This is a genomic window from Streptomyces sp. NPDC007025 (assembly GCF_042869455.1).
In the GTDB taxonomy this organism is placed as follows: domain Bacteria; phylum Actinomycetota; class Actinomycetes; order Streptomycetales; family Streptomycetaceae; genus Streptomyces.
This window is the reverse complement of the sequence record NZ_JBIAFT010000004.1, coordinates 129,942-142,340: the sequence shown is the minus strand read 5'-3', so window position 1 is coordinate 142,340 and position 12,399 is coordinate 129,942. Positions and strand designations below refer to the sequence as shown.

Annotated in this window: 6 protein-coding genes, 1 tRNA gene and 1 pseudogene; 5 read left to right on the top strand and 3 right to left on the bottom strand. The window is 73.7% G+C overall.

Going from position 1 to position 12,399, the window contains the following annotated elements; all coding sequences use genetic code 11:
• Positions 1-13: 13 nt before the first annotated feature.
• Complete coding sequence (locus ACFYMO_RS09390) at positions 14-2,332, bottom strand: MMPL family transporter (protein WP_388545353.1); 2,319 nt, start codon at positions 2,330-2,332, stop codon at positions 14-16.
• Positions 2,333-2,437: 105 nt separating this feature from the next.
• A complete protein-coding gene (locus ACFYMO_RS09385) occupies positions 2,438-3,091 on the bottom strand; it encodes a DedA family protein (protein ID WP_366769904.1) in 654 nt (217 codons plus the stop codon).
• Between the two features lie 135 nt (positions 3,092-3,226).
• Between ACFYMO_RS09385 and ACFYMO_RS09380 the strand changes: the two genes are divergently transcribed.
• The 3 genes from ACFYMO_RS09380 to ACFYMO_RS09370 all read left to right on the top strand — a co-directional run bounded on the left by ACFYMO_RS09380 (position 3,227) and on the right by ACFYMO_RS09370 (position 5,542).
• Positions 3,227-4,366: a sensor histidine kinase gene (locus ACFYMO_RS09380; RefSeq protein ID WP_366769849.1), complete on the top strand. Its 1,140-nt coding sequence runs from the start codon at positions 3,227-3,229 to the stop codon at positions 4,364-4,366.
• Positions 4,366-5,001, top strand: a complete 636-nt coding sequence (locus ACFYMO_RS09375) for a response regulator transcription factor (RefSeq protein ID WP_366769905.1) — start codon at positions 4,366-4,368, stop codon at positions 4,999-5,001. The genes ACFYMO_RS09380 and ACFYMO_RS09375 overlap by 1 nt, the downstream gene beginning before the upstream one ends.
• 79 nt (positions 5,002-5,080) lie before the next feature.
• Positions 5,081-5,542, top strand: a complete 462-nt coding sequence (locus ACFYMO_RS09370) for a protein-tyrosine phosphatase family protein (RefSeq protein ID WP_366769850.1) — start codon at positions 5,081-5,083, stop codon at positions 5,540-5,542.
• A 704-nt stretch (positions 5,543-6,246) separates the two neighbouring features.
• On the opposite strand, the gene ACFYMO_RS09365 is transcribed toward ACFYMO_RS09370, so the two are convergent.
• Positions 6,247-6,319, bottom strand: a tRNA-Arg gene (locus ACFYMO_RS09365).
• 349 nt (positions 6,320-6,668) lie between these two features.
• On the opposite strand from ACFYMO_RS09365, the gene ACFYMO_RS09360 reads away from it, so the two are divergent.
• The gene (locus tag ACFYMO_RS09360) at positions 6,669-8,705 is read left to right on the top strand and encodes an ATP-binding protein (protein WP_366769906.1); all 2,037 of its coding nucleotides are present in this window, start codon (positions 6,669-6,671) and stop codon (positions 8,703-8,705) included.
• Positions 8,706-9,944: 1,239 nt separating this feature from the next.
• Positions 9,945-11,479: pseudogene (locus ACFYMO_RS09355) on the top strand (GTPase); the annotation flags it as partial.
• Positions 11,480-12,399 lie beyond the last annotated feature (920 nt).

The following is a 12,399-nucleotide window of genomic DNA, read 5'->3' as shown; positions in this document are numbered from 1 at the left end:
TACCGTGGCCGGCTCACGGGGTGTCCCGGCGGTGCCGGCCGGGCCGCGGCTGCTGTTGCGGATGGCCGCCCTGCCCGGCAGGCGGCGCGAGCCCGGCCGGCTGGTGTGCGCCCTGCCGGTGCGACTGCCGGGAGGCGAGTCGTGCGGGCTGCGGCCGGCCGTCGGGCACGAGGCACGTCGATTCGGCCTGCGCCGCCGCGCCGCTGCCGGATATCCCGCCGGGCCACCAGTTCCACCGGCCGAGCGCCGTCATCAGTGCGGGCAGCACATAGATCCGGATGATCGCGGCGTCCAGCAGGATGGCCGCCGCGAGCCCCACGCCCAACTGCTTGAACTCGACCATGCTCAGCGTGCCGAAGATGGCGAACACCCCGACCATGACGATCGCCGCGCTGGTCACCACTCCCGCCGAGCGCGTGATGCCCGCGCGGATCGCGGCCCGCACCGTGGCGCCCTCGGACGCGGCTTCGCGGATCCGGCTGACCACGAAGACGTGGTAGTCCATCGACAGCCCGAACAGCACGACGAACAGGAAGAGCGGCAACCACGAGACGACCGCGCCCGAGCTGGTGAAGGCGAGCAGGCCCTCCGCCCAGGTGTGCTGGAAGACGGCGACCAGGACACCGAACGAGGCGGCGGCGGAGAGCAGGTTCAGCAGGATCGCGGAGAGCGCCACCGCGAGCGAACGGAAGATCAGCACCATGGTGACGAAGGTCAGCAGCAGGACGAAGCCCACCACCCAGGGCAGCCGGGCCTCCAGATGCCCGGTGAAGTCCACGCCCTGTGCCACCTTGCCGCCGACCGCGCTCTCCGCGTCGGGCACGTCGTTCACGGCCTGCGGCACCCAGCCGCGCAGCACGTCCAGGGACTCGCGGGCGCCGTCGCTCTCGGGCCGGTGGGGCGTGCCGATGTCGACGGTGTGCACTCGGCGGTCCGCCGACTCCTCGATCGTCGGAGTCGAGTCGTGTGCGAACAGCCCGTCGTCGGCGGTGCGCTCCAGCAGCGCCTCCAATGCGGCCTTCACCTCCTCGGCCCGGCCGGCGGGTGCCCGGACGGCGACCTGGTGCACAGTGCCCGTGCTGGGGAACGCCTCGGTCAGCCGGTCCATGGCCCGCACCACCGGGATGTCGCGGGAGAGGTCGTCGGAGCCCGGCTGCTTCAGCCTCATCCCGAGGGCCGGCGCGGCGAGCAGCAGCAGCGCGCCCACCGACACCACCAGCGTGGTCAACGGCCTGGACAGCGCCGGGCGCAGCAGCGCGGGCCACACCCGCGACTCGCCGGGCCGCAGGGTCAGCCGCCACAGCACCGGCACCTTGGGCTTGTCGACCCAGCGCCCGAGCTTGGCGAGCAGGGCGGGCAGCACGGTCAGCGAGGCAAGCACGGCCACGGCGACGACGATGATCGAACCGGTGGCCAGCGACGCGAAGGTCGCCTCGTCGGCCAGATAGAGCCCCGCCATCGCCACGATCACCGTGGTGCCGGACACCACCACGGTGTGCCCGGAGGTCTCCGCCGCGATCTCGATCGCGTCCACGTGGGACTTCCCCGCACGGCGTTCCTCGCGCTCCCGCTTGAGGTAGAAGAGCGAATAGTCCACGCCCACGGCCATGCCCATGAGCAGGATGACGTTGCTGACCGCGCTGGTCTCGGGCAATACGTGAGAGGCGAGCGAGGAGAGCCCGATGGCGGCGCCGACGCAGGAGAGTGCCAGTACCACGGGAACGCCCGCCGCGGTGATCGCACCGAAGACGACGAGCAGGATCAGCAGCGTCAGCGGAAGGCTGATCAGCTCGGCCCGCTCGAAGTCCTCGCCGAGGGTCTCCGACAGACCCTTCGCCGTGGAGCCGGTGCCCACCTCGTCGACCCGCAGGCCCTCGTGACCGTCCTCGACGGCCGCGCCGGCTTCGAGCAGGGGCCCGACCCGCCTGTCGGCGTTCTCCGTGTCGCCTTTCATGGTGACGGGGACCAGCAGCGCCTTGCCGTTCGGCGAGAGGACCGGATCGCCGACGCTCTCCACTTCGGCGAGCGCCGTCATCCTCCGGACCACCTCCGCGGCCGCCGCCTGTCCGGCGGTCCGGTCCAGCTCTCCGCCGTCCTCGGCGGTGATCAGTACGTTCTCCTCGGGCTTCTCGGGGAAATCCCCGGAGTGCACGATTCTTCCCGCCCGGCCCGACTCGCCCACCCCCGATTCCTCGTCGCTGATCGCATTGGTGCCGGCCGCTCCCCCCAGGAAGAGACATACGGCGACGAACGCGATCCACAGCCCGATGGCGGACCAGGGGTGTGCGGCGCTCCATCGTGCGATCCGCACCGTTGCCGATTTCTTCGGCACGTCTTTCCTTCCGGTAGGGCGAGCCCGACGCGGGATGCCGGTCGGACCTCGAGGGCAGAGAGCTGGATCGGATTCGGCGAACGGGAATTCCGGTCAGGAGACCCGTCAGCCGCCGGCGCGACGTCCGCCGCTTCCGGCCCTCACCAGGCGGAGAACGGCGAAGCCGAGAACGGCGAGCGCGGTGGCGGCCAGGACCGCCGTGGAGTAGGTCCCGGCGAGGTCGGTCACCTGGTGCCAGCGCTCGCCGAGCAGGTAACCGGCGAGGACGAAGAGCGCGTTCCACAAGGCGCTGCCGGCCGTGGTCAGGGCCAGGAAGAGCGGAAGGCGCATCCGTTCGATGCCTGCGGGGACGGAGATCATGCTGCGGAAGAGGGGAATCATCCGTCCGAAGAAGACGGCCTTGGTGCCGTGCCGTGCGAACCACGCCTCGGCGCGCTGGATGTCGGAGACCTTCACCAGAGGGATCCGGGCCGCCAACGCCACCATGCGCTCCCGGCCGAGAAGGGCTCCGAGCGCGTAGAGGGCCAGCGCGCCGGCGACCGAGCCGGCGGTCGTCCACCACAGCACCGCGGCCAGCGAGAGATCCCCCCGGGCGGCGGCGAATCCGGCGAGCGGCAGGATGACTTCGCTCGGCAGCGGCGGGAAGAGGTTCTCCAGCGCGATGGCCACGCCCGCGCCCACGGCGCCCAGGGATTCCGTCAGATCGGCGGCCCACCCGGCGAAGCCGCCGGCCGGCAGCTGAGAAGCAGAATTGTTCATCACGCCGTCGACGGTAGAAAGCGCAGGGGCGGGCCGGTATGCGGACCGCCGCACGGCCGGCTGGGGAAGGGCACAGCGGAAGGGTGTGGTTTTCCGCAGTCCCCAGGTGCACTCGGTGCGGCTAGCGTGAGGGCTATGCGCACATTGAGACGCCGGTGGTTCCGGGTGACCGTAGGGGTTCTCTGCGGTGCGCTGTCAGCGGTGGCCGAACTGGTCCTCGTGCTCGCGGGCGGTCTGTGGTCGCTCGCCGTGTCGGGCGGGCGCACCGGTACCGGCCCGCCGCGCGGGGTGGCGGTCACAGCCGGACGGCTGGCCGGCTGGGAGCGCCGACGGATGGCCGCCTGGTACGGAACCGACCCGGCCGTGCCCGCCGGCGGGAGCGCCGCCTTCGCCTATCTCGCGGCGCGGTGCGGCGTCGGGCTGCTGGGCGGCGTCGTCCTGCTGGCCGCGGCCGTCGGTGCCGGCTACGCCTCGTTCCTGGCATGGGGCTGGTTCGTCCTCGCGGAGATCGAGTATCCCGCGACTGTGCTGCTGTCCGCTCTCGGCGGGCTGTTCCTGCTCTTCCTGTGCGCCCAGGGCCTGCACGGGGTGGCGTCGCTGGACGCACACCTCGCCCGGCGCTTCGCCGGCGGGAGCGAACACGAAGTCCTGCAACGCCGTATCGGTGAACTGGCCGCCAGCCGCGCCGGGGTGGTCGAGGCCGTGCACGACGAACGGAGACGGATCGAACGCGATCTGCACGACGGTGTACAGCAGCGTCTCGTGGCGCTCGGCATGCTGCTGGGCCGGGCACGCCGCGACACGGACCCGACCAGGGCCCGGGAACTGGTGCTCCAGGCGCACGCCGAGTCCCAGCAGGCGCTGACACAACTCCGGGAGGTCGCCTGGCGCGTGTACCCCGCGGTACTGGACGAGGACGGGTTGCCCGAGGCGCTGGAGACCGTCGCCGCGCGTGCGGGAATCCCGGTGCGGCTCTCCTCGCGCGTGGGTGACGGCCTGCCCCGGACCGTACGGACGGTGGCGTACTTCGTGGTGGCCGAGTGCGTCACCAACGCGGTCAAGCATTCCAGGGCTTCGTACACGTCGGTGCACGTCGAGCAGCGGGGTGATGTGCTGGAGGTGCGGGTGGAGGACGACGGCCGGGGCGGCGCCGATCCTTCGGGCGGCGGTCTGCTCGGCCTGGCCCGGCGCGTGGCCGCCCTCGACGGGCACCTCACCGTCCACAGCCCCGCCGGCGGCCCGACCCGCATCACCGCGGAGCTGCCGTGCGACTGATGATCGCGGAGGACTCGACACTGCTGCGCGAGGGTCTGGTGCGGCTCTTGGCCGACGAGGGGCACGAGATCACCGCCTCGGTCGGCACCGCGACCGAACTACTGGCCGCGGTGGAGAGCGGACCACCCGACACGGTGATCCTCGACGTCCGAATGCCCCCCACCCACACCGACGAAGGGCTGCGGGCCGCCCTGGAGATCCGGCGCCGCCTGCCGGGGACCGGCGTGCTCATCCTGTCGCAGTACGTCGAGCACCGCTACGCGACCGAGCTGTTGACCACCGATGCCACCGGCGTGGGCTACCTGCTCAAGGACCGGGTCGTCCAAGTCGACGAGTTCCTGGACGCACTGGAACGCGTCGGCTCCGGCCGCACCGCCTTCGACTCCGAGGTGGTGCGGCAACTCCTCGCCCGCAGCAGCCATTCCGACCCTCTGCAAAGGCTCACGCCGCGGGAGAGCGAAGTCCTGGCCGCCATGGCACAGGGGCACACGAACGCGGCCATCGCCGCCCAGTTGTACGTCTCGCAGAGCGCGGTCGAGAAACACGTCAACGCCATCTTCGACAAACTCGACCTCGACCGCTCCACTGCCTACAGCCGCCGAGTCCTGGCAGTGCTGCGCTATCTCGGGTCGTGACAGCCGCGACCCCGGCCGCCATGGGCGCGGTGCGCGGCGACCCGCATTCCGTGGCCGTCGATCAAGGGGGAGGGAGATCATGAGCAGTGACGTGTGGGAATCCGGCGCCCCGGGGGTGCTGAGGCTTCCCTCGGGACGAATGATCAGGGGGCGGGGCCTGCGGCACGACGTGCCGGCCGGTCGGACACCGGCACTCACCGTGCACCTCACCGGCCGGCGGCGGCCTGAGCCGTCCTGGGAGTCCCTGTGGGTTCCCTGGCGCGACTTCTGGCTCCCCACCGACCCCGATACCGCGCTGCGCACACTCCGCCTCGCTCACCGACGGGCCGCGAGTGAACGTGTCGAGGTGTGTTGCGGCGGAGGAGTCGGACGGACCGGAACGGCACTGTCGGCGATGTGCGTCTTCGAGGGCCTGAACCCCGAGGAGGCCGTCACCTGGGTACGGGAGAAGTACCACGCCCGCGCGGTCGAGGTGCCCTGGCAACGACGGTTCATCCGCCGTGCCCTGGCGCCCCGGGTGCCCGACCCGCAGGAGCCGTGACCGTCCCCTTCCCGCCACGCCGGAGGCCGCTCGCCGGTTGACGCCGGGCCGGGGGCCGGTTCCCCACTCGGAGGAAGACGGGCGAGCCGGACCGACTCCCGCGGCGGGCCTCGGTGCGGGGCCGGCCCGGCGCCAGTCAGCCACCGCAGCTGGAACCCGAACCGTGGGGCAGGTCAAGATGTCACCAGACCGTGCAGTGCACCCCGTTGCTGAGTGGGCCTCGGCCTTCCGGCGCGCGGGAAACACACTCAAGGAAGGTGCAGCGGCAGGTGTTCTCGATCGGGGCATCCGTCGGGTCTTGGCCTACCACGTCATCTTCCGCTGGAATCGGATCGGACTGTCCCTCGGCGCTCAGAGCGCTCTCGCGCTCGCAGCCCGCAACGCCGTCCTCGATCCGCCTCCGGCCGCGGGCTGAGTACCCCTCCCGGCCGTGATCGCTCACGTCCGGTCTGCGGTTCGGCCAGCTGTCCGAGATGCCGGTGCGTGTCATGGCAGGGCGGGGGCCGATCTCCCGGCCGCGGAACCCGGGTGTCATCCGTTCGGTGGATTGGATGTCTTTCGGCTCGACGGACCGGTGCCGGCGGCAGGGGGCCGCCCCTGCGGGGAGGAGAGGGGGAGAGCTGTGCCGATTCCGCACGGGGGGCTGGGTCGGTGCCAGCCCGCCGCAGCGACGGCACCGGGCGCCCGGCCGGGCGCTGAGTGGGTGCCCCCGGTAGGACTCGAACCTACGGCCAAGCGCTTAGAAGGCGCCTGCTCTATCCACTGAGCTACGGGGGCCGTCCTCCGTCGCGGGTGGGCGGGCTCGCCGCCCCCCGTGACCGGCGGTGTCAAGGATAGGGGGCCTGGCGGCTCGTCCTGTTCGCTTCACGGCCGCGACGCTATGTGGAGGTTCCGTGAAGCGGTCCCGATAATCGCAGGCGGGTGCGATTCACGCAGCGGTTTTGGCCGTGTGGGTTGCGGGTGTTGCGCAGTCGTTATGGGGGCGGCGGGGTGGCAGGTGGGTCATGCGGGGTGAACGGGTTCAAAGGTGTCTTTCAGTGTTGAAACTACACATTTTCCTCGCTCGCAACCGTGGATAAGCTTCAAAACTGCCGCAAAATTGGGCATTCTGCACCATGTGGCGATCTTGGACGTACGGCTTGAACTGCTCGACGCGCTCACCGCACTGCGTGAGCGCGTCGCAGCCGCGCGCTTTCCTCTCCCGCTGCCGGGCGCCGAGCGCGCCCGGCAGTCCCGGGACGAGCTGCTGGCCCAGCTCGACGACTACCTCGTCCCCCGCGTGCGCACTCCCGAGGCACCGCTCCTCGCGGTGATCGGCGGTTCGACGGGCGCGGGCAAGTCGACGCTGGTCAACTCCCTGGTGGGGCGCAAGGTCAGCGAAGCGGGCGTGCTGCGGCCCACGACCCGCACACCTGTGCTGGTCTGTCATCCGGACGACCGGGGCTGGTTCGTCGGGCAGCGGGTGCTGCCTCGGCTGGAGCGGGCCTGGACGCCCCGGCAGGACCCGCCCGGGACGCCCGCCGCGCCCGGTATGGGCGCCGCTCCCGGCGCATTCGGCGGACCGGGCGCCCCGGGCCCGCACGACACGCCCGGCAGCCACGGCGACCCGACCGGTGCCGTGGACGGCGGCGACCGGTTCGCCGACCGGCCCACGGACCGTGCCGCCGACTGGGACAGCGGCTGGGCCACCGACTGGGACCCCCGCCGGAGCCCGGGCCGGGACACCGCGGCCGAAGCGGAATGGGGGCACGAGTGGGACGCCGACCCGGACGTAGGACGACGCGTCCTCCGGGTCGAGACCGACAGCGGCCTGCCTCCCGGCCTCGCCCTGCTCGACGCGCCCGACATCGACTCCCTCGTCGCGCACAACCGGGACCTGGCCGCCGAACTGGTCTGCGCCGCCGACATCTGGGTGCTCGTCACCACCGCCGCCCGCTACGGCGACGCCATCCCCTGGCACCTGCTGCGCACCGCCAAGGAGTACGACGTCACCCTCGCCACCGTCCTCGACCGGGTGCCGCACCAGATGGCCGCCGAGATCACGGCGCAGTACGGGCTGCTCCTCGACCGGGCGGGGCTCGGGAGGATCCCCTGCTTCACCATCCCGGAGCTGCCCGAATCGGCGGGCGGATCCGGGCTGCTGCCCGTCTCCGCCGTCAGCGGACTGCGCGACTGGCTGGAGGAGCACGCCCAGGACGCCGACGCCCGGTACGCAGCCGCGAGCCGCACCGCCGACGGGACGCTCGCCTCGCTGCGTCCGCGCATCACGGCCCTGGCCGGCTCCTCCGCAGCGCAGCACGCGGCAGCCGAACGACTCACCCGGTACGTCGAGAACGCCTACCGGACCGCCGGGCAGCGGCTGCGCACCCGCATCGCCGACGGGGAACTGCTGGCGGGCGATGTCGCCGAGCACTGGCGCAGCTTCCCCACCGACAGCGACGGCGAAGAACTGTTCGACGCCTTCGCCGAGGGCCTGACCGCACTGCTGTCGGGCGCGGTCGCCGCCGCCGACGAACGGATCGCCGAACTGCGCCGGGGCGTCCCCGGCCTGGAGGGCTGCGGCCGGCTCCTCCCCGGCGGTCAGAGCGAACGCGACGAGGCCGTCGGCCGGATCGGCGTGATGGTGCGCAGATGGCGCCGCTGCGTCGAGGAACTGGCCGAGGAGGAGACCCGGGCGGCGGGCCGCGCCACGTGCGGCGAGGAGGACGCCGAGCACGTCGTCGGCCTGCTGGCCGCCTCCCTGCTCGGCGGGGTGCGGGTCGCGGGCGCCGACGAGGCACTCGAGGACCTGCTCGGCGAGGAGGGCGCCCACGAACTGCGCGAGCAGTGCGCGGAGCTGCTGGAGCACTGCGTGCGGCGCGTCCTGGACGGGGAGCGCGACCTGCGCCTCGTCCCCTTGGCGGAGCTCGACGCCGGTCCCGGACCGCAGATGGAACTGATCGCCGCGTTCTCGGTGCTGGACAAGCTCACCAGAACGCACGGGCTCCACGAGCCGCACCAGTTGCGGGTACTCCACCGGCCGCAGCGGCCGGAGGACGCGCTTGGCGGCCCCAAGGAGCAGAGCAGGACGGACGTGACCGCCCGAGAATTCCCGCCGACGCGCGCACCGCTCGGTACGGAGAACGGCGCGCGCGGTCTGCAGAGCGCGCACATGGAGAGGTGACAGCAGTGACATCCACCGATGCCACCAACCCCGGAGCGGGCGAGCCGCCCGAGCGCTGGTCCGGCAGTTGGCCCGACGACTGGAGCAGCCCGCACAGCGAGCCCGTCGAAGGGCAACTGGAGCTGAGCCTGGACGATCAGCCGCCGCCCCAGGATCCTCCCGTGCGGAGCGGCCCGGACGGCCCGGACGGACCGGAGGCCCACGGCCACGTCGCGGCGGCGGAACTGCCGCGCCAGCAGTCGGAGGCTTCGGTCGACGGCCCGCCCGAGGGCGGACGCGTACCGGGCCGGCCGGAAGGACGGGACGGACCGGGAGGACGGGACGTGCCGGGAGGACCGGACACGCCAGGCAGGCCAGGTGTGCCGGGCCCTGGGCCGGGTGCAGTGGACGGGGCCGGCGTGTCCGGAGATTCCGACGTGGCCGGCGCGCCTGGCGGACCCGGCGGGTCGGGGGAATGGGGCGACCAGGTGGCTCCTGAGCCCCGGGAAGCGGTGGCTGTCCCGGTGGCGCACGCGCAACCGGCCCCGGTCCCCGAGACGGCGGTCGCAGAGCACCGTTCTGGCCGCGAGTGCCACGACCTCCCCGGCGGCAGCGGCACCGTGCACCGCGAGGAAGAGCCCCAGGACGCGCACGCCTATGCAGCCGCACCGGATTCCGGATGGGACGACGGCGTCATCGCCCGCCGGGCACGCGCGGAACGCGCCGCCCCACCGGCCGCGCAGGCCGAGGCCCCCGCCCACGCCGCGCCCGCACCGACCACAGCGCCTGCGCCCCCGGTCCAGCAGGTCCAGCAGGCCCAGCAGGTTCAGTCGACTGCGCCGGGCCGACCGGTCGGAGGCACCGAGCCCGCCGGATCCGCCGAACCGACCGCGCGTACGGCGCCGGCCGGAGCCGCCGAGCCGACCCAACCCGCCGCGCGCCCCGAGCCCTCCGCGTCGCCCGGCCATCCTGCCCGCCCCGAGCGCGCCGTCGAACCGGAGACCGCTCAGCGGGCTCCCAACCCCCGCAGCCACACCGCCGCGACACCGGCTCCGGCCCGCGCAGCGGAACACCCCCGGCCGGGATTCGCCGCGACCCCGCCCTGGCGCGGCACGCCCTGGCCGGAACCCCCGCGCGGCACCGACCCCGGCGCCGCCCCCGAAACCCACCCGGCCGACGCCGAGCCGGCGCCCGCTCCTGGCCTACCGGAGTCCGCAACAGCCGTACCGGAGTCCGCAGCAGCCGTACCGGAGCCCGCTCCTGCCGTACCGGAGCCGGACGGTGCCGCGGCTGCCGCCGCGCCCCGAGGCGCCCCCGGGGACTCCACCCGGCGTGTCGAAGGGGGCTGCGGCCCGGGCCGCGCAAGGCTCGCGGGAGGCGCTCTCCACGACGTCGGAACCGCGGGCGGTGCTGCGCGACGGGACACCGACACGGTGCCCCTGCGGAACACCCGGAACGAGCAGCGCGACCGGAACGACCGGAACGACGCCAGCCGGGACCTGCACGGAGACCTCCGGCGGGACCCGCGCCGCGATGCGGGGGAGAGCGACCTGCGCCGGCGGCTCGGCGCCCTGCGCGAACTCGTCGGGCTGTCGCGTACCCGGCTGGACGCCGACGTGCTCGCCGAGGCGGGCACCGTGCTGGACGAGGCGGCGAACCGCAGGGGGCTGCCCCGCTCCTACACGACCGTCGCCCTGGCGGGTGCGACGGGCAGCGGAAAATCGTCCCTGTTCAACGCACTCACCGGCGGTCGACTCTCCGAGGTGGGGATGCGCCGCCCCACCACAGCCGCTCCGGTGGCCTGCACCTGGGAAGCGGGACGCTACAGCGACGGCAGCCCCGACGGGCTCCTGGACAGGCTCGGCATCCCGCAGCACGCACGCCACCGCACGCACGACGGCACGCTGAGCGGCCTCATCCTCGTCGATCTGCCCGACCACGACTCCGCCGCCCCGGGCCACCGCGAGCAGGTGGACCGGATGCTGGAGCTGGTCGACGCCGTGGTGTGGGTGGTGGACCCGGAGAAGTACGCGGACGCGCTGCTGCACGAGGACTACCTGCGCCGCCTCGCCGGACACGCCGAGGTCACGTTCGTCCTCCTCAACCAGACCGACCGGCTCACCCGAGACTCCACGGACGCCGTGCTGGACGATCTGCGGCGGCTGCTGGACGAGGACGGCATGGCACTGGGCGAGCATGGTGAACCGGGCGCGGTAGTGCTGTCCGCCTCGGCGCTGACCCACGAGGGCATCGACGTGCTGCGGGAGGAGCTCGGCGAGTTCGTCGCGCAGCAACGGGCGGCGGTCCTGCGGCTGACCGCCGATCTGGACGGTGCGATGGACCGGCTGCGTTCCGTCTACACCGAGCCGGGGCCGGGCGCCGAGGGCGGTCCCGGCGGGTTGAGCGAGCGCGCCCGCGAGGACTTCGAGGACCGGCTCGCCGTCGCCGTCGGTGCGGCGGCAGCGGGTCAGGCCGCGGAGCGGGCGTGGCTGCGGCAGGCCGAGCACTCCTCGGGCATCCCCTGGGTGCGCGCGCTGCGCTGGTACGCCTCCAGGCCGACTGCGGAGCGCGGCGAGTGGTCCGGTGCGGAGGCCGGGGAACAGCCGGACGGCCCCGTCCCGGGGGGCCGCGTCCGCCGCGACGCCCTCCAGCAGCCGCTGGCCGCACGGCCGGTGGTAGCCCAGGCCGTGCGGGAGCTGGCGGACGCGGCTGCGAGCGGCCTGCCCGACGCCTGGGGGCACACCGTCCGCGAATCGGCCCGCCGCGGCGCCGCGGGGCTTCCCGAGGCACTGGACGAGGTCATGGAAGCCTGCTCCGCCGGGCCGGACGCGGAGCGGACCGCCGCCATCACGGCATCGCTGACGGACTTCCCCTACGGAGCGGAGACGCCGCAGGCGGCCAAGCCCGCATCCGCCACCGCAGCGGCCGTGCCCGGTCAGCAGTCCGCCCCCGGCGCTCCGGGCCCCCGCGGCGCGGGCGACCCCGGCCGCGCCCGCGGCCCGGAACTCGGCGGTGACGCTCCGGCGGACGGTCCGGACTCCGGTTCCGGCTCCGCGTGCGGGTCCGGGGCCGGGTCGAGGGGAGCACCGGTCTCCCCGGGACTCGACGGGGCACCCGAGAGGACGGCCGCGGCGCCCGACGGGCCCGCGCGGGACACGGCCGGGGCGTCGGACGCGGACCGGAGCGCGGGTTCCGGGCCACGGGTACCGCGTCCGACCTGGCACACCGCCGCCTTCGCCGGGCAGTGGCTGCTGTTCGCCCTCCAGGTGGCCGGAGCCGTGTGGGTGGCTGTCGTCGCCGTCGTCGCCCACGGGTTCGACCAGACCGCGCTGCTGCCCTGCGTTCTCCTCGCGGCCGCCACCCTCGCCGGCCCGGGACTCGCCTGGGCGTGTCGCCGCGCCGCGCGGGGACCGGCCCGGACCTACGGGCTGGAGGAGGAGCGGCGCCTGCGCCGCTTGGCGGCCTGCTGCGGCGGGACGCGGGTGCTGGAGCCGGTGGCCGCCGAGCTGCTGCGGTACCGGCAGGTGCGGGAGCAGTACGCCATCGCCGCCGGTGCGGTCGACTCGGTAGTGGAGGAGCGGCCGGTGGACCCCTGGATCGGTTCGCAGGCCGCTGCGGTGGTCGGGGCCCAGGGCGCTGCTGCCGTTGCCGGAGGCCGGGTCGGCGGCGTGGACGGTCCCGGAGCTGGAGCGTTCGCGGGCGGCCGGCGAGGTTC